The following is a 20,873-nucleotide window of genomic DNA, read 5'->3' as shown; positions in this document are numbered from 1 at the left end:
CGCCAGGCGAGACTTTCAAGCTCCGAGGAAAGCCCCATGAAATTTTCGTTGTTCGTACACATGGAACGTTGGGATGAACAGGTCAGCCACCGCCAGCTGTTCGAAGACCTGACCGAACTGACCCTGATGGCCGAGAACGGCGGTTTCAGCACCGTGTGGATCGGCGAACACCACGCCATGGAGTACACCATTTCGCCAAGCCCGATGCCGCTGCTGGCCTACCTCGCCGCGCGCACCGAGAAGATCCGCCTGGGCGCCGGCACCATCATCGCGCCGTTCTGGAACCCGATCCGCGTGGCAGGCGAATGCGCCCTGCTCGACGTGATCAGCAACGGCCGCATGGAAGTGGGCCTGGCGCGCGGCGCCTATCAGTTCGAATTCGACCGCATGGCCAATGGCATGCCTGCCACCGACGGCGGCAAGGCCCTGCGTGAAATGGTCCCGGTGGTGCGCAAACTGTGGGAAGGCGACTACGCCCACGACGGCGAGGTGTACAAGTTCCCCACCTCCACCAGCGTGCCGAAACCGTTCAACGCTACACCGCCGATGTGGATCGCCGCCCGCGACCCAGACTCGCACAACTTCGCCGTGGCCAACGGCTGCAACGTCATGGTCACCCCACTGATGAAGGGTGACGAAGAAGTGCTGGACCTGAAAAACAAGTTCCAGGCGGCCCTGGACAACAACCCGGATGTGCCACGTCCACAATTGATGGTGCTGCGCCACACCCACGTGCACAGCCCATCCGAGCCTGAAGGCTGGAAGGTTGGCGCCCAGGCCATCTCGCGCTTCTACCGCACTTTCGACGCCTGGTTCGGCAACAAGACTGTGCCGGTCAACGGCTTCCTGGAGCCGAGCCCGGAATCGAAGTTTGCCGAAGTGCCGGCGTTCCAGCTGGAAAACATCCGCAAGAACACCATGATCGGCACCCCCGAAGAAATCATCGCGCGCATCAAGTACTACCAAGAGCTCGGCGTCGACGAGTTCAGCTTCTGGTGCGACAACAGCCTGCCCCACGCCGAGAAGAAAAAGTCGCTCGAACTGTTCATCAAGGAAGTGGTGCCGGCGTTCGCCTGAATTCCCTTTGCCTGAAGTAGTTGCGGGATCAGCCCGCTCCCGGGGGCCCTAGTGGCTCTTGCGAGCGGGCATTTTTTTGAGTTTCAGGCGGCCTCTTCGCGGGCAAGCCCGCTCCCACAGTTACCCCATAGCCCTCAATAACTGTGCAGTACCTGTGGGAGCGGGCTTGCCCGCGAAGGGGCCGGTACAGACGCCGCGCAAATCAAGGGATCAAGCAACCTTTCGTCCCCCAGGGAGAGATTTTTCCAGCCCCCTCTTGCACAACAAATATTATGGTATACCATCAGACAACAAGAGCTGATAACCCTCACCAGGAGCCACCCATGAGTTTCGAAATCCGCAAGATCGTCACCTACTCCGAAGAGACCCGCATCGAAGGCGGCAAGGCCACCGACAAACCGGTGACCATGGTCGGCCTGGCCGTGGTGATCACGAACCCGTGGGCGGGTCGTGGTTTTGTAGAAGATCTGAAGCCGGAAATCCGTGCCAACTGCTCCGAGCTGGGCGCACTGATGGTCGAGCGCCTGACCGCCGCCATTGGCGGTGCCGACAAGATCGAAGCCTACGGTAAAGCCGCTGTGGTCGGCGCCGACGGCGAAATCGAACACGCCTCTGCCGTGATCCACACCCTGCGTTTCGGCAACCATTACCGCGAAGCGGTACAGGCCAAGAGCTACCTGAGCTTCACCAACAAGCGCGGCGGCCCAGGCACCTCGATCCAGATCCCGATGATGCAGAAGGACGACGAAGGCCTGCGTTCGCACTACATCACCCTTGAAATGCAGATCGAAGACGCCCCGCGTGCCGACGAAATCGTCGTGGTCCTGGGCGCTGCCGACGGCGGTCGTCTTCACCCGCGCATTGGCAACCGCTACATCGACCTGGAAGAACTGGCTGCCGAAAAAGCCAACGCTCAATAACAACAACCAAGACGGGCCGGGGCGTGGCGTGCTTACCCGCCGCGCCCGACCTTCAAGGAGCGCCCTCCATGATTCAGCCTGTCGCTGAACGTACACCGGCCGGGACCAGTTACCTGGACCAAGGCCAGGGCCAACCCGTGGTGCTGATCCACGGTGTGGGCCTGAACAAGGAAATGTGGGGCGGTCAGTTCGTTGGCCTGGCCAATGACTACCGCGTCATCGCTTACGACATGCTCGGCCACGGCCAGAGTGCGTTGCCAGCCGCCGACACCGGCCTGGAAGGCTACGCCGCCCAGCTCGTCGAACTGCTCGACCACCTGCAGATTCCCCAGGCCGCCGTGATTGGTTTCTCCATGGGCGGCCTGGTGGCACGTGCCTTCGCCCTCAACTACCCGCACAGGCTCTCTGCGCTGGTGGTGCTCAACAGCGTGTTCAACCGCACCCCCGAGCAGAGTGCCGGCGTTATCGCCCGCGCCGCCCAGGCGGCGGAGCTCGGCCCCGACGCCAACGTCGACGCCGCCCTCGACCGCTGGTTCAGCCGTGAATACAAGGCTGCCAACCCGGCGCAGGTCGCCGCCATTCGCCAGGTGCTGGCGAGCAACGACCCGCAGGGCTACCACACTACTTATTCACTGTTCGCCACCCAGGACATGTACCGCGCCAGCGACCTGGGCAGCATTCAGGTGCCGACGCTGATCGCCACCGGCGAACTCGATTCGGGCTCCACCCCGGCCATGACCCGCCAGCTCGCCGCCAGCATCCCTGGGGCGCACAGTGTGGTCCTCACCGAGCAACGGCATATGATGCCGGTGGAAGCACCGCGTGAAGTCAACAAGATGCTGTTGGACTTCCTCAAGCAAGCCCGCACCCTCACCGAATCCGCCAAGGGGATTGTTGCATGACCCTCGTACGTTTCCAGATGTGCATCGACGGCCAATGGCTCGATGCCCAGAGCGGCAAGACTTTCGACAGCCTCAACCCGGCCACCGCCCAAGCCTGGGCGCAACTGCCCGACGCCGACGAAGCCGATGTAGAGCTGGCCGTGCAGGCCGCCCAGCGTGCCTTCGAAAGCCCTGCCTGGCGCAGCATCACCGCCACGGCGCGCGGCAAACTGCTGCGCCGGCTGGGCGACCTGATCACCGAGAACAAAGAGCACCTGGCCCAGCTGGAAAGCCGTGATAACGGCAAGCTGATCCGCGAAACCCGCGGCCAGGTCGGTTACCTGCCCGAGTTCTTCCACTACACCGCAGGCCTGGCCGATAAGCTCGAAGGTGGCACCCTGCCGCTGGACAAGCCAGACCTGTTCGCCTACACCGTGCACGAGCCGATTGGCGTGGTCGCCGGGATCATCCCGTGGAACAGCCCGCTGTACCTGACGGCCATCAAGCTGGCCCCGGCCCTCGCCGCTGGCAACACCATCGTGCTCAAACCGTCCGAACACGCCTCGGCGACCATCCTCGAGCTGGCTCGCCTGGCCCTTGAAGCCGGCTTCCCGCCGGGTGTGGTCAACGTGGTCACAGGCTATGGCCCTAGCACCGGCGCGGCCCTGACCCGCCACCCGCTGGTACGCAAGATTGCCTTCACCGGCGGCGCCGCCACGGCCCGCCATGTGGTGCGCAGCAGCGCCGAGAACTTCGCCAAGCTGTCGCTGGAGCTGGGCGGCAAGTCGCCGAACATCATCTTCGCCGACGCCGACCTGGACAGCGCCATCAACGGCGCCGTGGCCGGCATTTATGCCGCCTCCGGGCAAAGTTGCGTGGCCGGTTCACGCCTGCTGGTACAGGACGAGATCTTCGACGAATTCGTCAGCCGCCTGGTCGAGCGCGCCAAGCGCATCCGCATCGGCAACCCACAGGACGACGCCAGCGAAATGGGCCCGATGGCCACCGCCCAGCAACTGGCCGTGGTCGAAGGCCTGGTCGCTGCGGCCAAGGCCGAAGGCGCCAAGCTGCACCTGGGGGGCAAGCGAGCCGAGGTCGAGGGTGACGGCTGGTTCTACGAACCCACCCTGTTCGAGTGCGACAGCAACTCGATGACCATCATGCAGGAAGAGGTGTTCGGCCCCGTTGCCGCGGTCATTCGCTTCAAGACCGAAGAAGAGGCCCTGGCCATTGCCAACGACTCGCAGTTCGGCCTAGCGGCCGGCATCTGGACCCGCGACCTGGGCCGCGCCCACCGCCTGGCCCGTGACGTACGCTCGGGCATCATCTGGGTCAACACCTACCGCGCGGTGTCGGCCATGGCGCCGATCGGTGGCTTCAAGAACAGCGGCTACGGCCGTGAGAGCGGCATCGATTCGGTGCTGGCCTATACCGAGCTGAAGACCGTGTGGATCAACCTGTCCACCGCGCCGATGCCCGACCCGTTTGTGATGCGTTAAGAGGTAGCACGAGATGATCGAACCAGGCATCTACAAAGACGTGATGGGCTCCTTCCCGTCCGGCGTTACGGTGGTCACCACCCTGGACGCCGACGGCGGCATCGTCGGTATCACCGCCAGCGCGTTCAGCGCGCTGTCGATCGAGCCGGCACTGGTGCTGTTCTGCCCCAACTACGCCTCCGACACGTACCCGATCCTGCGTGACAGCAAGCAGTTCGCCATTCACCTGCTGTCTGCCGAGCAAACCGCCGAGGCGTATGCCTTTGCCGGCAAGGGCAAGGAAAAGGCCAAGGGCATCGACTGGCACCTGAGCGAGCTGGGCAACCCGTTGCTGGCCAAGGCCACGGCGATCATCGAATGCGAACTGTGGCGCGAGTATGACGGCGGTGACCACGCGATCATCGTCGGCGCGGTGAAAAACCTGGTGTTGCCGGCAGATCCGGTCACCCCGATGGTCTACCACAAAGGCAAGCTGGGCGCCCTGCCCCCGCTGGGCTGATAGACCTTTGAGCCGGCGGTGGCTTTTTCGCGGGCAAGCCCGCTCCCACAGGGATCACGCAGATTCCCAAGTTCAGTGCAGTACCTGTAGGAGCGGGCTTGCCCGCGAATAAGCCACCGCCGATGATCCTGTTTTTAGGGGCCGCGCGACCCTCTCACCCTTGGTTGCGGCCCCTGTTTTGATTCGGAGCCAGACACATGAGCAACGAAAAGTACGAGAAAGGCCTGCAGATCCGCACCCAAGTGCTGGGCGAGGACTACGTCAACCGCTCGATCCAGAACGCCGACGAATTCACCAAGCCCTTGCAAGAGCTGGTCACCGAGTATTGCTGGGGCCATGTCTGGGGCCGCGAAGGCTTGTCGCTCAAAGAGCGCAGCATGATAAACTTGGCCATGATTTCCGCGCTCAACCGGCCCCACGAACTCAAGCTGCACATCCGCGGCGCATTGCGTAATGGCCTGAGCCGAGAACAGATTCGCGAGATCCTGCTCCAAGTCGGCATTTATTGCGGCGTACCCGCGGCGGTGGACAGTTTCCGCCTGGCCCGCGAAGCGTTCGCCGAAGCCGATGCGGAGTCAACCCGTTAACAACGGGCTGTTCGAACCACCGTAAGGAGCAGCGCCCGGTTCGGCGTGCTCCGCGGGTTGGCGCAACAGCCTCATAAAGAGCGCACCTGATGAAACGCCAGCCACTCGACGACAGCTTCAAGGTCAACCGCAACCCCGTTACCCTGCGCGAAATCGTGCTCGACAAGCTGCGCGCCGCGATCATGAACTTCCACTTGCTGCCAGGTGACCGCCTGGTGGAGCGCGACCTTTGCGACCGCCTCGGGGTCAGCCGCACCTCTGTACGTGAAGCCCTGCGCCACCTCGAATCCGAAGGCCTGGTCGAGTTCGCCGACGCCAAAGGCCCGCGCGTGGCCATCATTACCCTGGAAGATGCCCGCGATATCTACGAGCTGCGCTGCGTGCTCGAAGGCTTGATCGTCCAGCTGTTCACCCTCAATGCCAAGGCCAAGGACATTCGCGCCCTGGAGCGCGCGCTGGAGGTCAACCGCGAAGCCCTGGAAGAAGGCGAGCTGCAACAGGTGCTCGACTCGGTGCAAGGCTTTTACGATGTGCTGCTGGAAGGCTCCGGCAACCAGGTTGCCGCCCAACAGCTGCGCCAATTGCAGGCCCGTATCAGCTACCTGCGCGCCACCTCGGTGTCGCAAGAAAACCGTCGCGGTGCCAGCAACCGGGAGATGGAAAAGATCGTCGAGGCGATCAAGGGCGGTGACCCACTGGTCGCCCACCAAGCCTCCGTCGATCACGTCCGCGCCGCCGCCAAGGTGGCCCTGGACTACCTGCGCCAGAAGCAGGATGACAACACCAAGGTGCGCGACATGGTCGAGCCCCTGGCCCTCAAAGAGCCACGTATAGAACCCCGCATAGGCCGCTGACCATGCCCAACGCCCCGCGCTACTGCCCGCACTGCACCACGGAACTGGCCCGGGGCGTTCCCACAGGCGACACCCACGAACGCCTGCATTGCACCGGCTGCGGCTACATCCACTACATCAACCCGAAAATCATTGCCGGCTGCATCATCGAGCGCGATGGCAAGTATTTGCTGTGCCAGCGGGCCATTCCACCCCGCCCTGGCACCTGGACCTTGCCCGCCGGGTTCATGGAAGCGGGCGAGACCACCGAGCAGGCGGCGTTGCGCGAGGTGTGGGAAGAAAGCGGCGTGCACGCCGAAATCGTCTCGCCCTACTCGATTTTCAGCGTGGCCAAGATCAGCGAGGTGTACATCATCTTCCGCGCCATCGCCACGCAGGAGACCGGCCAGTTCGGCCCAGAGACACTGGCCTACAAGTTTTTCGAGCCGGACGAAATCCCCTGGGACGAGATCTACTACCCGGCCATCCGGCAAATTCTCGAGCGTTATATCCTGGAGCGCCAGGCCGGGGTGTACGGCATCTACATGGGCAATGACGATACCGGCAAGGTGCATTTCATTCGCTGAGCCAGCGCTATTCGGTAGGAGCAGCCTTGTGCTGCGAAGAAGCCGGGGATAACAGCGGAGATCTTCGCTGCTGTCGCTGGCCTCTTCGCAGCACAAGGCTGCTGCTACACGCGAAGAGGCCCGCACAGACGACATAAAGCCCTCGCCAACTCGCTATTCTCGGTGCACCCTTATCCTCCCAGGCAAAAAGGACCGGCAGAGCGCATATGGCGAAATGGCTAGACGGCGGCGGGCTGATGGCCGAGCGCATCCGCCAGCACGATTGGACCCACAGCCCACTGGGCCCGCTCGAGGCCTGGCCGAGCGCGCTCAAGACCTCGGTGGCCTTGTGCCTGGCCTCGCGCTTCCCACAGGCCGTGTTATGGGGCAGCGAGCTGATCACTCTGTACAACGACGCCTTCACCCAGATCCTCGGCAGCAAGCCCCTCGCCCTGGGCCGGCCGTTCAGTGAAGTGTGGCAGGAGGCCTGGGGCGAAATCAGCGCCATGGCCGAACGCGCCATGGCCGGTGAGGCGGTCTACATCGAAGACTTTCCCTTGGTCATCGACCGCAACGGTGCCCCCGAACGCGCCTACTTCACCTTCTGCTACAGCCCGATCCGCGGCGAAGACGGCACGGTACTGGGCATGCTCGACACTGTGACCGAAACCACCACCAGCGTGGTCAACAGCCAGCGCCTGAGCTTTCTCGACGGCCTGGGGCGCGAAGTGGCCAATGCCACCGACCCCGAGCGGATCATGGCGATCACCACCCGCATGCTGGTGGAACACCTGCAACTGTCGAGTTGCGCCTATGCGGTGATGGACCCCGACCAGGACGGCTTCAACATCTGCGGCGACAGCGTCGCCCCCGGCTCACCGCGGCTGATCGGCCAATACCGTCTGGCCGACTTCGGTCGCCTGGCAGTCAGCCGACTGCGCGCAGGCGAACCGCTGGTGATCAATGACAACCTCAGCGAACTGGCCGCCGATGAAGCCGCGACGTTCCAGGCCATCGGCATCACCGCGACCATCTGCATGCCGCTGATCAAGGACGGTCGCCTGACCGCCCTGATGGCTATTCACGACAAGGCGCCCCGGGTATGGACGGGCTATGAACTGCGCCTGATCCGCGAAGTCACCGAACGCTGCTGGTCGCATATCCAACGGGTCCAGGCCCACGCCGAAGTGCGTGAAGCCTTGGCCGCGCTGGAGGCGCTCAACGCCTCCCTGGAGCACCGCGTCGAAGAGCGCACCGCCCAGCTGCTGCACACCGAAGCCGTGCTGCGCCAGGCACAGAAGCTCGAGGCCATCGGCCAGTTGACTGGCGGTGTGGCACACGACTTCAACAACCTGCTGACCATCATCCGCTCGTCATTGCACTTCTTGCAGCGTCCCAACCTGGACGAAGCACGCCGCGAGCGCTACCTCAAAACCATTGCCGACACCGTCGAACGCGGCGCCAAGTTGACCGGCCAACTGCTCGCTTTCGCCCGTCGGCAGGCCTTGAGCCCACAAGTGTTCGAGGCCGGGCCGCGGCTGCAGGCCATGGCCGATATGCTCGATACCGCTACCGGTGCACGGGTTCAGGTGGAAATCGAACTGCCAGAGGCGCCCTGCCATATCCGCGCCGACCTCAGCCAACTCGAAACCGCGATCATCAACCTGATGCTCAACGGCCGCGACGCCATGGCCGGGGAAGGCACCTTGCGCCTGCGCCTTCAGGCCAACCAACGCCTGCCCGTCCTGCGTGGGCAGGCCGCGCAAGCCGGGCCCTTTGCCGCCATCTCGGTAGTGGACAGCGGTGTCGGCATCGCCAGCGAGCTGCTCGATCGCATCTTCGACCCCTTCTTCACCACCAAAGCGCCCGGTGAAGGCACCGGGCTTGGCCTTTCCCAGGTGTTCGGCTTTGCCAAGCAGTCCGAAGGCGATGTGGAGGTGATCAGCGTCGAAGGCCAGGGCACGACGTTTACCCTGTACCTGCCGCAACAAGCGCCCTCTGCCGGCCCTGAGGCTTCTGAATAGCGGCTACCGATGCGCGGCCAGTAACCGCGCCACACTCTGTGCCAGCTCGGCACGCCGGTACGGCTTGCGCAGCACTTCGAAGCCTTTGAGTTCGCGCGGTGTCAGGTTGGCGTAGCCGGTAATGATCAGCACCGGCAGGTTGGCCTGGCGCTGGCGCATCTGCTGGGCGAAGCGCACGCCGGTCATCTCGGCCATCACATGGTCGGTCACCAGCACATCCGGCACTAGCCCCCGCTCTACCAACTGCAAGGCCGCTGCCGCACTGTCGGCCTCGATCACTTCGTAGCCGAGGTCGCGCAGTTGCAGCGCTGTGGCATGGCGTACGATCGCTTCGTCATCGACCAACAGCACGTGGTTCTTCCGGCCGGCCAATGGCGCTTCGGCTGTATCGCTGTCGCGGCAGCTTGCCGCCACATCGCTGGTCGGCAGCCACAAGGTCGCCTCGGTGCCCTCACCTGGCCACGACCGAAGGGTCAAGCCACCGCCCGACTGCACGGCCAAGCCCTGCACCATCGGCAGGCCTAGGCCGGTGCCTTTGCCCACTGCCTTGGTCGAGTAGAAGGGCTCGAAGCAGCGGCGCAGTTGTTCAGCGTCCATCCCACAGCCACTGTCGCGCACCTGTAGCCAGGCCAGCCGCGCCGCGGCCACACCATCCGGCCTCGGCGGGCCGTTTGCATCGATACCGGCGATGATACTCAACTCGCCGCCGTCAGCCATGGCGTCACGGCCATTGACCACCAGGTTGAGCAAGGCCAGCTCCAGTTGATGAGGGTCGGCCACCACGGCCGGTAGCGCCGGGTCGACCTGCACATGCACGGTAATGGTCGGCCCCAGCGAACGGGCGATCAGCTCACGCATGTCTTCCACCAGCGCCGCCAGAGATACGGCTTGGGGTTTGAGGGTTTGCCGGCGGGCGAAACTGAGCAGCCGACCGACCAGGTTGCGCGCCCGCTCGGCAGCCTGCAGGCCGCCGTCGATCAGCCTGGGGGCACGCTCGGACTGTGGGTTGCGGCGCATCAACTCGAACGAGGCAATGATCGGCGTGAGCATGTTGTTGAGGTCATGGGCGATGCCGCCGGTCAATTGCCCGATCATTTCCAGCTTGTGGGCTTCGTGCAGCTGCAGCATCGCGGATTCGCGCTGAGCCAGGGCCGACACCACGCGCTCCTCCAGGCTTTCGTTGAGCAGGTGCAGCGCGCGCTCGGCCCTGGCATGGGTAATCGCCGCCCACGCTTGCTTGGCGCTCTCTTCCACCAGCTGGCATTCGTCTTCAGGGCACAGGTGCGGGGTATGGAAATGCACACTCAGGGTAGTCTCCAGGCGGCCAGCGCGCAGGACCGGCACATGCAGGCTGTGAGGCTGCTGCACCACCTGCCCCGCTGCCAGTTGCTCGCGCAACGAAGCACCGAAGCTCGCGTAGGCATGCTGGCCGACGAACGAGGGCAAGCCCTCGGACCAGTCATGTGCTACCTGGAAGTTGCTGCCGTCGCCTTGGTCTTCACCAAAATAGACCCGTGCCGCGCCGAGTCGCCGTGCCAGCCGACTTACCGCGAACGCTTCGATCCGCTCTGCATCACCCAGCGCGGGTAATGCACGGCCCAGTTCCAGCAAAAAGGCCTGGCGCTGCTGGAAGCGTACACGCTCGGTAGTCTCGGTCACCAGGCACAGCACGCCGCCAACGCTGCCGTCAGCCTCGCGCACGGCGGAATAGGACACATCGAAATAGGCCGTTTCACCCACGCCGTGGCGCTCGATGTAGAAAGGGCGATCCTTGGCCGAGAAGGTCTGGCCGCTCTCGCGCACACCGCGCAGCAACGGCTCCAGGTCGTCCCACAGCTCGCTCCAGTTTTCCTGGGCCGGCCGCCCCAATGCCTGCGGGTGCTTGGTGCCAATGCTCGGTGCATAGGCATCGTTGTACAGCGCCACGTAGGCCGGCCCCCAGAACAGCACGCACTGCGCTTGCGCCGGCAGCAGCGTGCCCATGACCGTCTGCAGGTGCGGCGACCAGGTGTGGGGGGGGCCCACCGGCGAGCCGCGCCAGTCCATCGACTGGAGCAGGCTGCCGACGCTACCGCCGTTGAGCAGAAAGCCCAACGGTGGGTTGCCCGCGTCGGTGGGGGGTTGTTGAAGCGATCTCATGTCAGGGAAGTCCCGGGCACATTGCCATCCATCTGATGGATAGGAGGCCTGCAAGTACCCGTTCGTTCCCTTGCTTTCAGACGTTTTTCAACGGCGCCCTTCAGCCAGCATGCGCAAGGCCAGGCCAGCCAGCACGGTGCCCATCAACCAGCGCTGAACGCGCTGCCACAGGGGCCGCCCGCCTAAGAACACGGCGATGGAGCCGGCCATCACCGCGATCAAGGCATTGACCGAAACGCTGATGGCGATTTGCGTAGACCCGAGCACCAGCGACTGCACCAACACGCTGCCGTGACCGGGCTCGATGAACTGCGGCATCAACGACAGGTACATGACGGCGATCTTGGGGTTCAGCAGGCTGGTGGCAAAGCCCATGGTGAACAGCCGCCGCGGGCTGTCCGCTGGCAGGTCGCGGACCTGGAATGGCGAGTTGCCGCCAGGCCGAAGCGCCTGCCAGGCCAGGTACAACAGGTACAGTGCGCCACCGATGCGCAGCACGTCGTAGGCAAACGGCACCGCCATGACCAGCGCGCTGATGCCCAGTGCAGCGCAGAGCATATAGATGACGAAGCCCAAGGCCACACCACCGAGGGAAATCAACCCCGCCTTTCGGCCCTGGCAGATCGACCGGGAAATCAGGTAGATCATGTTCGGGCCGGGCGTCAGCACCATGCCCAGGCAGATCAGCGCGAAGGTCAGCAGTTGGGCGGTGTCGGGCATGGGGCACATCCTGGTTGTGCGAAAAGTAGCGGCGAGTGTATCCGAGCGGCGTCAGCGCCGGTAGCGTCAGCCCAACTGCCCGGCAATCAGCCCCAAGGCCACGGCGATCATCGCCACGCCCGACACGCGCCCGACCATCTTCGCCGCCCCTGGCCGGGTGCTCAAGACGGCCTTGGCGCCGTACCCCACCAGCGAATAGATCACCAGCGAGCTGCACAGGTGCACCAGCCCCAGCAGCAGGATCTGCACCGGCACCGGCCAGCTTGACTGCGGGTCGGTGAATTGCGGCAGCAAGGCCAGGAACAGCAGAAACACCTTGGGGTTGAGCCCGCTCACGCAAAAGCCTTTGAAGGCCCAGCGTGAACCGCTATCGCCAACACCGCCCTGCCCGGCTTCCGGCACCGCCGGGCTGAGCAGCAGGTTGCCGCCCAGCCACAGCAGGTAGGTACAACCCGCCAAGGTCAGCAACATCAACGCCAACGGGTGCCCCGCCAACAGGCTGCCCACGCCGGCCGCCACCACCAGCGTCGCAAGGAAGTGGCCCGACAACATGCCCGCCACCGCAGGCATCACCCAGCGGCCACGCATACCCGCCGAGATGGCGTAGGCCCAGTCGGCACCAGGGGTAATCACGAACAGCAACGACACGGCCCAAAACGCCGTCAGCACACTGATTGCCACTTGAATCTTCCTTATGTCTTGGCTTGGTATGCAGAAAGATTACGGATTCCTTCGGGGCATTTTCTTTCGTATATTCCCCGTCATCGCACATAAGCTGGAAGATTCTTCTCCATGGACAGAACTGATCGAAAAATCCTTGCCGAGCTGCAAAAAGATGGTCGCTTGTCGGTGACCGAATTGGCGGATCGCGTGGGCCTGAGCCTATCGCCCTGCCATCGCCGGCTGAAGGCGCTGGAGGAATCGGGCGCCATCCTGGGCTACCACGCGCGCCTGGCGCCGGCTGCACTGGGGCTGAACTTCGCCGCGCTGGTGTTCGTCACCCTGCGCGAGGTGACGCGCCAGCCGGTGGCGGACTTCGAGGCAGCGTTGGCCGAAATCCCCCAGATCGTCGAGGCGCAGCGGCTGTTCGGCGACCCGGACTACCTGCTGCACGTGGTGGCCAAAGACCTGCCAGCGTTTCAGAAGCTGTATGACGAACACCTGACCAGCATTCCCAACGTGAAGCGGTTGAGTTCGACGTTGGTGATGAAGGAAGTGATCCAGGACCGGCTGTTGCCGATGTAGCTGTGCAGGCCTGCTCTGGCCTCTTCGCGGGCAAGCCCGCTCCCACAGGACCCCACCGATCTTGAGCACGTGGTCCTCCTGTGGGAGCGGGCTTGCCCGCGAAAGGGCCGGCACAGGCGGACTATTTATCTGCACTGAAAACGCGCACCCCGCACCAGCCCGGTTCCCGGCCCATTCACCCGGAGGGCGCCAACCCCCCAGGCCCAGGCCTTCCAGCCGTATGGCCCGCTCCTTGCTACCACTCGTCCCTTAACCTTTTGTCAGCCTTAGGTTTTTTAAGGTTTATGGGCACATATTTACTAATTTCTCGTTATCCCCGCACCCCCCATCATCCCTCCAACAAGAACGCGTCGCCCTTCGCCGGCACGCACCCGGGCAGTACCCCATGCCCTACCTTGCCTTGGAGTCAGTCATGACCAGTGCAGCCAACTCGGCACCCCTCATAGAAAAACACACGATCGGCTACGTGCCCCCGCAAGACCGCCATGGAAAGGTAAGGGATCTGTTCACACTGTGGTTCGGGGGCAATATCGCGCCCCTGCCCATCGTCACCGGCGCGCTGGGCGTGCAGCTGTTTCACCTGAACCTGGTGTGGGGCATCGTCGCCATCCTGGTCGGCCACCTGGTCGGCGGGGTGCTGATGGCGCTGCACTCGGCCCAGGGCCCGCAGATGGGGATCCCGCAGATGATCCAGAGCCGCGCCCAGTTCGGCACGCTTGGCGCGCTGCTGGTGGTGGTGATCGCTGGGGTCATGTACATCGGGTTCTTCGCCTCCAACATCGTCCTCGCGGGCAAGTCGCTGCATGGCGTGGTCGAAGCCGTGCCGGTACCGGTGGGTATCGTCATTGGCGCACTGGGGTCGGGCATCATCGGCATCATCGGTTACCGCTTCATCCATGTGCTCAACCGCATCGGCACCTGGGTGCTGGGCATCGGTATCGTGGTCGGCTTCGGCTATATCTTCACCCACGTGCAAAGTGACGACTTCCTCACCCGCGGTGGTTTCAACCTGGCCGGCTGGCTGGCCACGGTGTCGCTGGCAGCGTTGTGGCAGATCGCCTTTGCCCCGTATGTGTCGGACTATTCGCGCTACCTGCCGGCCGACGTCAAGGTCAGTTCGACCTTCTGGACCACTTACCTGGGCTCTGTGCTGGGCTCGAGCCTGTCGTTCATCTTCGGCGCGGTCGCGGTGCTGGCGATCCCGGCCGGCATGGACACCATGGACGCGGTGAAACTCGCCACCGGCACCCTGGGCCCGATCATGCTGGTGCTGTTCCTGCTCAGCGTGATCAGCCACAACGCCCTCAACCTGTATGGCGCGGTGCTGTCGATCATTACCCTGATCCAGACCTTCGCCTACCGCTGGATCCCCACCGCCAAAAGCCGTGCGGTACTGTCGCTGATCGTGCTGGCGGCTTGCAGTGTGGTGGCCGTGTGCGCATCGAAGGACTTCATCGGCCACTTCGTCGACATGGTGCTGGTGCTGCTGGTGGTGCTGGTGCCATGGACGGCGATCAACCTGATCGACTTCTATGCCATTCACAAGGGTGACTACGACATCCAGTCGATCTTCAAGGTCGATGGCGGTATCTACGGGCGTTACAACCCGCAGGCGCTGGTGGCCTACGCCGTGGGCATCGTGGTGCAGATCCCGTTCATGAACACGCCGCTGTATGTCGGGCCGGTTTCGGAGCACATCAACGGGGCAGACCTGTCGTGGCTGGTGGGGCTGGCGATTACCTCGCCGTTGTACTGGTGGCTGGCTAGCCGTGACAGTGCCTATCGTCGCCGGCAAGTGAGTGCCAAGCTGGCCATGGGGCACTGATTCATCCTGTACTGGCCTGTTCGCGGGCAAGCCCGCTCCCACAGGGGGACCACAGATTCGGGCAATGTGGTACTGCTGTGGGAGCGGGCTTGCCCGCGAAGAGGCCGGTACAGACACCTTGTAGTCAGAGGTTATAAGCCCGCTCATTGTGCTCCGCCAGGTCCAGCCCCTGCTCTTCCTCCTCCCGGCTGGCCCGCAGCCCGACAGTCAGCTTGATGGCGCCCAGAATCGCCCAGCTCACCACAAAGCAATAAACAAAGGTAAAGGCCACGCCTTTCAGTTGCACCAGTGCTTGCCCAAGGGGCGTAATGCCTTCCACATAGCCGCCCAACGACGGCGCGGCAAACACCCCGGTCAATAGCGCGCCAACCATCCCGCCCACGCCATGCAGGCCGAACACGTCGAGGCTGTCGTCATACCCCAATGCCTGCTTCAGCCGGGTCACCGCGAAGAAGCAGATAGCCCCCGTCAGCAAGCCGATCACCAGCGCCCCCAACGGCCCGACAAAGGCGCACGCCGGCGTGATGCCAACCAACCCGGCCAACGCACCTGAGGCCGCCCCCAGTGCAGTGGGCCGCCCATGCATGAGCTTTTCGGTAATCAACCAACCGACAATCCCTGCGCAGGCAGCCACCATGGTCGCCAGCATCACCACCCCTGCCCCTTCGTTGGCCGCAAGCCCCGAGCCCACGTTGAACCCAAACCAGCCCACCCACAGCAAACCGGCACCTACCAGGGTGAAGCCGAGGTTGTGCGGCGGCATGGCCAGCTGTGGGTAGCCCTTGCGCTTGCCTAGCATCAACGCTGCAGCCAGCGCCGCCACACCGGAGTTGATGTGCACTGCGGTGCCGCCGGCAAAGTCCAGCACGCCCCAGTTGACCATCAATGCCCCTGGCCCGCCCCAGACCATATGGGCAATCGGTGCGTACACCAGGACGAACCAGGCGCCCATGAACAACAACGAGGCACTGAATTTCATGCGTTCGGCAAAGCCGCCGGCAATCAGCGCAGGCGTGATGATCGCGAAGGTCAGCTGAAATACCGCGAAGACACCTTCCGGGATGGTCCCTACCAGGCTGTCATGGCCGATGTTCAGCATCAGCGCCTTGTCCAGGCCGCCGATAAAACTGTTGAAGGTCAGTTGGCCTTCAACCATACCGCGGGTATCCACCACCAGGCTGTAGCCGAACAGCACCCAGAGGATGCCGATGAGCCCGGCCACGGCGAACAGCTGGGTGAACACCGAGAGAAAGTTCTTGGCCCGCACCATGCCGCCGTAGAACAGCGCGAGGCCCGGGATGCACATCATCAGCACGAACATCGCCGCGCAGATCATCCAGGCGGTGTTGCCGGTGTCCAGGGTGGGCTCGGCGGCGTGGGCCAACGGCGTCAATGCCAACAGCACAACAGCAAGGGCAAGCTTCATGGAGTCACTCCTGTGCGAATGGGGATGCATCGGGGGCTGCTTCGCAGCCCTTTCGCGACACAAGGCCGCTCCTACAACGGATCGCGATCATCTGTAGGAGCGGCCTTGTGTCGCGAAAGGGCCGCAAAGCGGCCCCAGAAAGTTGAATCAGTACTGAGCCTGGCCTGGTACCCAGGCAGTACCGGCCAGGGGCACCCGGGCCATGGCAGCCGCCTCGACGGTCAGCGCCACCAGGTCCTCAGGGTCAAGGTTGTGCAGGTGCGACTTGCCGCAGGCACGGGCCATGGTCTGCGCCTCCAGCACCAGCACGCGCAGGTAGTTGGCCAGGCGCCTGCCGGCCTCTTCCGGGTTCAGGCGCTTGGCCAGTTCCGGATCCTGGGTGGTGATACCGGCTGGGTCGCGGCCGTTCTGCCAGTCATCGTAGAAACCGGCGGCCGAGCCAAGTGCCTTCAACTGCGCATCCAGGCGCGGGTGGTTGTCGCCCAGGGCGATCAGCGCGGCGGTGCCGATGGCTACCGCGTCAGCGCCCAGGGCCATGGCCTTGGCCACATCGGCGCCGTTGCGGATGCCACCCGAGACAATCAACTGCACCTTGCGGTGCATGCCCATCTCCTGCAGCGCCTGCACGGCCTGCGGGATGGCCGGCAGGATCGGAATGCCGACGTGCTCGATGAACACTTCCTGGGTCGCGGCAGTACCGCCTTGCATGCCATCGAGCACGATCACGTCAGCGCCGGCTTTCACCGCCAGCTTGACGTCGTAGTACGGGCGGCTGGCACCGATTTTCACGTAGATGGGTTTTTCCCAATCGGTGATCTCGCGCAGCTCGGCAATCTTGATCGCCAGGTCATCCGGGCCGGTCCAGTCCGGGTGGCGGCAGGCGCTGCGCTGGTCGACACCGATCGGCAAGGTGCGCATCCCGGCCACGCGCTCGGTCACTTTCATGCCCAGCAGCATGCCGCCACCGCCCGGCTTGGCGCCCTGGCCAAGGACGATCTCGATGGCGTCGGCCTTGCGCAGGTCGTCCGGGTTCATGCCGTAGCGCGACGGCAGGTACTGGTACACCAGGTGCTGCGACTGGCCCCGCTCTTCCGGGGTCATGCCACCGTCACCGGTGGTGGTGCTGGTGCCGGCGATGGTCGCACCACGGCCCAGGGCTTCCTTGGCGTTGGCCGACAGCGCGCCGAAGCTCATGCCGGCAATGGTCACCGGGATTTTCAGGTGGATCGGCTTCTTGGCAAAGCGGGTGCCCAGCACCACGTCGGTGCCGCATTTCTCGCGGTAGCCTTCCAGCGGGTAGCGCGACACGCTGGCGCCGAGCAGCAGCAGGTCATCGAAGTGCGGCACACGGCGCTTGGTGCCACCGCCGCGGATGTCATAGATGCCGGTTTCGGCGGCACGCTGGATTTCCTGGATGGTCAGGCGATCGAAGGTGGCCGACTCACGCAGTACCGGGGGGAATTGCTCGCTCATGGGTTTGCTCCTGGATCAGTACGCGGAGGCGTTGTCGACTTTGAAGTTGTACAGCTGACGGGCCGAGCCATACCGTTTGAAATCGGCGGCTTTATGGTCGAGGCCCGCGTCCTTCAGCAGCGCTTGAAGCTCTTGCAGGTGCTCGGCGCGCATCTCTTTCTCGATACAGTCCGAACCCAGCGACTGGACCGTGCCCTTGACGTAGATGCGCACCTCGTACAGCGAGTCGCCCAGAGCATCGCCGGCGTCGCCGCACACCACCAAACGCCCGGCCTGGCCCATGAAGCAGCTCATGTGGCCAATGCTGCCGCCGACCACGATGTCGACGCCCTTCATGGAAATACCGCAACGGGCACCGGCGTCGCCCTCGATCACCAGCAACCCGCCGTGGGCGGTTGCACCGGCGGCCTGGGAGGCACTGCCCTTGACCCGCACCGAGCCGGACATCATGTTTTCCGCCACGCCCACACCCACATTGCCGTGCACCGTAATGTTGGCTTTCTGGTTCATGCCGGCGCAGTAGTAGCCGGCATGGCCGTCGATCTCTACCGAAACGTCTTCGTTGATGCCGACAGCCAGGTTGTGTTTGCCGTCGGGGCGCGTCACGCGCCACTCACGGTCTTGCACCTCACCGTGCAGGGACTGGTTAAGGACACGCACCGAAGTGCTGGAAAGGTCGATCGTCTTCATAAGGTTCTCCAGAGATTCGGTGGCAGGTCAGGCGCTTTCGCGCTCCCAGACGTACAGGGTGGCCGGCGCCGGCTCCCAGACCTTGGCGTTTTCAATACCGGGCAGGCTGGCCAGGGCCTGGTATTCGGAGGCCATGGCCACGTAGTCGTCGGTTTCGGCCAGCACCGCTGGCTTGCAGGCGATCGGGTCGCGAATCACCGCGAAGCCGTTGCGGGTGCCAATGGCAAAGGTGAAGAACCCGTCCAGGTCTTGCAGTGCCCCGTCCAAAGCCTTGGCCAGGGTGTCGCCCTGCTGCAGGCGCCAGGTCAGGTAGCCGGCAGCCACTTCGGTGTCGTTGTCGGTCTCGAAGCTGATGCCTTCACGCTTGAGTTCCTGGCGTAGGCGGAAGTGGTTGGATAGCGACCCGTTGTGCACCAGGCACAGGTCGGCGCCGGTGGAGAACGGGTGGCTGCCCTCCAGGGTCACCGCGCTTTCGGTGGCCATGCGGGTGTGGCCGATGATGTGGCTGCCCTTCATGCCGGCCAGGCCGAAGCGGCTGGAAATCTCAGCCGGCAGGCCCATGCCCTTAAGGATTTCGATGCTCTGCCCGGCGCTCATGATGCGCACTTCAGGAGCCAGCTCGGCCAATGCAGCACGGGCGGCGGCTTCCGTGGTGTGCACCTTGAGCACGGCGGCGCTGGCGTTCTGAAACCAGTCCAGCGAGCAGCCCAAGCGCCCTTCCAGTTGCCCCATCAAGCTGGCCCACGAATAGCCCGCATCAAGGGCCTGCAACGTCAGTTTTACCCAGCCGTCGGCCACTTCATCGCCGTAAATGGCAAAGCCAGCGCTGTCAGGGCCACGGTCGGTCATGGCGTGCAGCATGGGTTCGAAGAGCTTGCCGAGCTGGGCTTCCAGCTCAGGCTTCTTCAGGTACAGACCTACGATTCCACACATGGTGATGCTCCTTACTAGGCAGTGGGCGACCGCTGTTTTGAGGGCCGCCCAAGGGATGGGGGCGGTCAGAAAAACTCGGTGTAGCGCTGGATTTCCCAGTCGGAGACGTGGCGGCAGTACTCCACCCACTCCATGCGCTTGAGCTTGATGAACTCGTCGACGATCTCGGCGCCGAGCACCTCGCGAAACAGGGGGTCGGCCTCGAGCGCGTCGGCGGCTTCCTTGAGCGATTGCGGCAGGGTCTTGATACCGCGTGCGGCGATTTCTTCGAGGCTCAGGGTGTAGAGGTTCTCGTTGCACATCTCGCCTGGGTCGAGCTGGCGGTCGATACCATCCAGGCCAGCAGCGATGATCGCGGCAGTGACCAGGTACGGGTTGCAGCCCGCGTCCGGCAGGCGGAACTCAAGGCGCCCGTAGGGGATGCGGACCATCGCCGAGCGGTTGTTGGCGCCCCAGACGACGAAGGCTGGGGCCCAGGTCGAGCCGGACAGCGAGCGGCCAACCACCAGGCGTTTGTAGGAGTTGACGGTTGGCGCCGCGAAGGCACACAGCGCCGGGCCGTGGGCCATCAGGCCAGCGGCGAAGTGGTACGCCAGCTTCGACAGGCCCATGCCGCTGCTGTCGCTGGCGTCATGGAACAGATTCTTGTTGGCGCTGCTGGCCAGCGATAGGTGGAAGTGCATGCCATTGCCCGCGCGCTTGGGGTCGGGCTTGGGCATGAACGAGCAGATCATCCCCAGGTCGTTGGCGATTTCGCCGGCCGCCATGCGGAAGAACGTGAAGCGGTCGGCCGACTCCATGGCGTCGCTGTAGGTGTAGTTGATCTCGAACTGGCCGTTGGCGTCTTCGTGGTCGATCTGGTAGATGTCGAAGCCCACGGGTTGCAAGGCTTCGGTCAGGCGCTCCAGAAACAGCCGCGAACGCGACAGGCCCTTGTAGTCGTAGCACGGCTTGTCGAGGTTGTCGGAGGCATCCACCAATTGCAGCTTGCCGCCTTCGTCACGGCGGAACAGGCTGAACTCGGGCTCAAGCCCGGTGTTCAGCGTCCAGCCCTTGTCGGCCAGGCGCTGCACCTGCTGCTGCAGAACGTAGCGGCTGTCATAAGGCCAGGGCTGGCCGTTGACATGGCCGACGCACACCACCCGGCCATAGCCGGGCTGCCAGGGGACCGGGATCAACGTGGCCAGGTCACCCCGGGCCATGAAGTCCGGGCCGTGTGGCTCCATGCCCATGCCGCAGATGGCGAACCCGGCAAAACCGGCGCCCTCCTCGGCCACCATCTTGAGGCCCGAGACCGGCACCGATTTGGTCTTTGCCGAGCCATGGATGTCGACAAACTGCGCCAGCACATACTTGATGCCGTGCTGATCGAGGGTGCGCTGGGTTTCTGCTGGCAACATGGGTTGAACACTCCTGGGTAAGGGGCTGCTTGTAATTCCGCATGGGAAACTTCCTTTCACCACAGGAATGCAAAGCGCTTGCCAGGTTTACCTCCACCGGCCTTTTCGCGGCGGTCCGGCGCGAAGAGGCCAGCCG

19 protein-coding genes are annotated in these 20,873 nt (G+C 63.9%); 11 read left to right on the top strand and 8 right to left on the bottom strand.

What is annotated here, in order from left to right; genetic code table 11:
* Positions 1-36: 36 nt before the first annotated feature.
* The 9 genes from GIB19_RS25025 (at position 37) to GIB19_RS24985 (ending at position 8,886) form a co-directional block, all read left to right on the top strand.
* Positions 37-1,077 carry an LLM class flavin-dependent oxidoreductase gene (locus GIB19_RS25025; RefSeq protein ID WP_027595378.1) on the top strand — a complete coding sequence of 347 codons (1,041 nt, stop codon included), beginning with the start codon at positions 37-39 and terminating at the stop codon, positions 1,075-1,077.
* 323 nt (positions 1,078-1,400) lie between these two features.
* Positions 1,401-1,997 carry an amino acid synthesis family protein gene (locus tag GIB19_RS25020; protein WP_274888424.1) on the top strand — a complete coding sequence of 199 codons (597 nt, stop codon included), beginning with the start codon at positions 1,401-1,403 and terminating at the stop codon, positions 1,995-1,997.
* A 68-nt stretch (positions 1,998-2,065) separates the two neighbouring features.
* A complete protein-coding gene (locus GIB19_RS25015; protein ID WP_274888423.1) occupies positions 2,066-2,899 on the top strand; it encodes an alpha/beta fold hydrolase in 834 nt (277 codons plus the stop codon).
* Positions 2,896-4,377, top strand: coding sequence for an aldehyde dehydrogenase (locus GIB19_RS25010; RefSeq protein ID WP_027595376.1), 1,482 nt, complete (start codon positions 2,896-2,898; stop codon positions 4,375-4,377). The genes GIB19_RS25015 and GIB19_RS25010 overlap by 4 nt, the downstream gene beginning before the upstream one ends.
* A gap of 13 nt (positions 4,378-4,390) precedes the next feature.
* Positions 4,391-4,876: a flavin reductase family protein gene (locus GIB19_RS25005; RefSeq protein ID WP_027595375.1), complete on the top strand. Its 486-nt coding sequence runs from the start codon at positions 4,391-4,393 to the stop codon at positions 4,874-4,876.
* Between the two features lie 197 nt (positions 4,877-5,073).
* Entirely contained in the window at positions 5,074-5,463 is a 390-nt protein-coding gene (locus GIB19_RS25000) for a carboxymuconolactone decarboxylase family protein (protein WP_016499260.1), read from the top strand.
* An 89-nt stretch (positions 5,464-5,552) separates the two neighbouring features.
* Positions 5,553-6,317 (top strand): GntR family transcriptional regulator, encoded by a 765-nt coding sequence (locus GIB19_RS24995; protein ID WP_033697319.1) that lies wholly within the window; start codon positions 5,553-5,555, stop codon positions 6,315-6,317.
* 2 nt (positions 6,318-6,319) lie between these two features.
* On the top strand, positions 6,320-6,883 hold the full coding sequence (locus GIB19_RS24990; protein WP_027595373.1) for an NUDIX hydrolase: 564 nt from the start codon (positions 6,320-6,322) through the stop codon (positions 6,881-6,883).
* Positions 6,884-7,089: 206 nt separating this feature from the next.
* Positions 7,090-8,886 (top strand): ATP-binding protein, encoded by a 1,797-nt coding sequence (locus tag GIB19_RS24985; RefSeq protein ID WP_274888421.1) that lies wholly within the window; start codon positions 7,090-7,092, stop codon positions 8,884-8,886.
* Between the two features lie 3 nt (positions 8,887-8,889).
* Here GIB19_RS24985 and GIB19_RS24980 read toward each other — a convergent pair whose 3' ends face one another.
* The 3 genes from GIB19_RS24980 to GIB19_RS24970 form a co-directional block, all read right to left on the bottom strand.
* Entirely contained in the window at positions 8,890-11,025 is a 2,136-nt protein-coding gene (locus GIB19_RS24980; protein ID WP_274888420.1) for a response regulator, read from the bottom strand.
* A gap of 87 nt (positions 11,026-11,112) precedes the next feature.
* Positions 11,113-11,745 (bottom strand): LysE family translocator, encoded by a 633-nt coding sequence (locus tag GIB19_RS24975; protein ID WP_085274337.1) that lies wholly within the window; start codon positions 11,743-11,745, stop codon positions 11,113-11,115.
* Positions 11,746-11,811: 66 nt separating this feature from the next.
* Positions 11,812-12,426, bottom strand: coding sequence for a LysE family translocator (locus GIB19_RS24970; RefSeq protein ID WP_265969096.1), 615 nt, complete (start codon positions 12,424-12,426; stop codon positions 11,812-11,814).
* Between the two features lie 111 nt (positions 12,427-12,537).
* On the opposite strand from GIB19_RS24970, the gene GIB19_RS24965 reads away from it, so the two are divergent.
* Both GIB19_RS24965 and GIB19_RS24960 read left to right on the top strand, forming a co-directional pair.
* Positions 12,538-12,990 carry an Lrp/AsnC family transcriptional regulator gene (locus GIB19_RS24965; protein WP_085274335.1) on the top strand — a complete coding sequence of 151 codons (453 nt, stop codon included), beginning with the start codon at positions 12,538-12,540 and terminating at the stop codon, positions 12,988-12,990.
* 412 nt (positions 12,991-13,402) lie between these two features.
* On the top strand, positions 13,403-14,815 hold the full coding sequence (locus GIB19_RS24960; protein WP_027595367.1) for a purine-cytosine permease family protein: 1,413 nt from the start codon (positions 13,403-13,405) through the stop codon (positions 14,813-14,815).
* A 124-nt stretch (positions 14,816-14,939) separates the two neighbouring features.
* On the opposite strand, the gene GIB19_RS24955 is transcribed toward GIB19_RS24960, so the two are convergent.
* From GIB19_RS24955 to glnT, 5 genes are all read right to left on the bottom strand, one after another.
* On the bottom strand, positions 14,940-16,241 hold the full coding sequence (locus GIB19_RS24955; protein ID WP_099429053.1) for an ammonium transporter: 1,302 nt from the start codon (positions 16,239-16,241) through the stop codon (positions 14,940-14,942).
* Between the two features lie 147 nt (positions 16,242-16,388).
* Positions 16,389-17,714, bottom strand: coding sequence for an FMN-binding glutamate synthase family protein (locus GIB19_RS24950; RefSeq protein WP_027595365.1), 1,326 nt, complete (start codon positions 17,712-17,714; stop codon positions 16,389-16,391).
* A gap of 15 nt (positions 17,715-17,729) precedes the next feature.
* Positions 17,730-18,404 (bottom strand): GltB/FmdC/FwdC-like GXGXG domain-containing protein, encoded by a 675-nt coding sequence (locus GIB19_RS24945; RefSeq protein ID WP_274888417.1) that lies wholly within the window; start codon positions 18,402-18,404, stop codon positions 17,730-17,732.
* A 27-nt stretch (positions 18,405-18,431) separates the two neighbouring features.
* Positions 18,432-19,337 (bottom strand): class II glutamine amidotransferase, encoded by a 906-nt coding sequence (locus GIB19_RS24940; protein ID WP_099429050.1) that lies wholly within the window; start codon positions 19,335-19,337, stop codon positions 18,432-18,434.
* Positions 19,338-19,402: 65 nt separating this feature from the next.
* The gene (gene glnT / locus GIB19_RS24935; protein ID WP_274888415.1) at positions 19,403-20,737 is read right to left on the bottom strand and encodes a type III glutamate--ammonia ligase; all 1,335 of its coding nucleotides are present in this window, start codon (positions 20,735-20,737) and stop codon (positions 19,403-19,405) included.
* Positions 20,738-20,873 lie beyond the last annotated feature (136 nt).

Origin of the sequence: Pseudomonas sp. ITEM 17296, from assembly GCF_028895205.1 — a bacterium.
In the GTDB taxonomy this organism is placed as follows: Bacteria; Pseudomonadota; Gammaproteobacteria; order Pseudomonadales; family Pseudomonadaceae; genus Aquipseudomonas; species Aquipseudomonas kermanshahensis.
The sequence above is the reverse complement of the archived record's forward strand: the minus strand, read 5'-3'. Positions and strand labels throughout refer to the sequence as shown.

Bases quoted from the DNA above. Each gene is read 5' to 3' on its own strand.
- GIB19_RS25025 (WP_027595378.1), top strand. From the start codon at position 37: ATGAAATTTTCGTTGTTCGTACACATGGAACGTTGGGATGAACAGGTC.
- GIB19_RS25020 (WP_274888424.1), top strand. From the start codon at position 1,401: ATGAGTTTCGAAATCCGCAAGATCGTCACCTACTCCGAAGAGACCCGC.
- GIB19_RS25015 (WP_274888423.1), top strand. From the start codon at position 2,066: ATGATTCAGCCTGTCGCTGAACGTACACCGGCCGGGACCAGTTACCTG.
- GIB19_RS25010 (WP_027595376.1), top strand. From the start codon at position 2,896: ATGACCCTCGTACGTTTCCAGATGTGCATCGACGGCCAATGGCTCGAT.
- GIB19_RS25005 (WP_027595375.1), top strand. From the start codon at position 4,391: ATGATCGAACCAGGCATCTACAAAGACGTGATGGGCTCCTTCCCGTCC.
- GIB19_RS25000 (WP_016499260.1), top strand. From the start codon at position 5,074: ATGAGCAACGAAAAGTACGAGAAAGGCCTGCAGATCCGCACCCAAGTG.
- GIB19_RS24995 (WP_033697319.1), top strand. From the start codon at position 5,553: ATGAAACGCCAGCCACTCGACGACAGCTTCAAGGTCAACCGCAACCCC.
- GIB19_RS24990 (WP_027595373.1), top strand. From the start codon at position 6,320: ATGCCCAACGCCCCGCGCTACTGCCCGCACTGCACCACGGAACTGGCC.
- GIB19_RS24985 (WP_274888421.1), top strand. From the start codon at position 7,090: ATGGCGAAATGGCTAGACGGCGGCGGGCTGATGGCCGAGCGCATCCGC.
- GIB19_RS24980 (WP_274888420.1), bottom strand. From the start codon at position 11,025: ATGAGATCGCTTCAACAACCCCCCACCGACGCGGGCAACCCACCGTTG.
- GIB19_RS24975 (WP_085274337.1), bottom strand. From the start codon at position 11,745: ATGCCCGACACCGCCCAACTGCTGACCTTCGCGCTGATCTGCCTGGGC.
- GIB19_RS24965 (WP_085274335.1), top strand. From the start codon at position 12,538: ATGGACAGAACTGATCGAAAAATCCTTGCCGAGCTGCAAAAAGATGGT.
- GIB19_RS24960 (WP_027595367.1), top strand. From the start codon at position 13,403: ATGACCAGTGCAGCCAACTCGGCACCCCTCATAGAAAAACACACGATC.
- GIB19_RS24955 (WP_099429053.1), bottom strand. From the start codon at position 16,241: ATGAAGCTTGCCCTTGCTGTTGTGCTGTTGGCATTGACGCCGTTGGCC.
- GIB19_RS24950 (WP_027595365.1), bottom strand. From the start codon at position 17,714: ATGAGCGAGCAATTCCCCCCGGTACTGCGTGAGTCGGCCACCTTCGAT.
- GIB19_RS24945 (WP_274888417.1), bottom strand. From the start codon at position 18,404: ATGAAGACGATCGACCTTTCCAGCACTTCGGTGCGTGTCCTTAACCAG.
- GIB19_RS24940 (WP_099429050.1), bottom strand. From the start codon at position 19,337: ATGTGTGGAATCGTAGGTCTGTACCTGAAGAAGCCTGAGCTGGAAGCC.
- glnT (WP_274888415.1), bottom strand. From the start codon at position 20,737: ATGTTGCCAGCAGAAACCCAGCGCACCCTCGATCAGCACGGCATCAAG.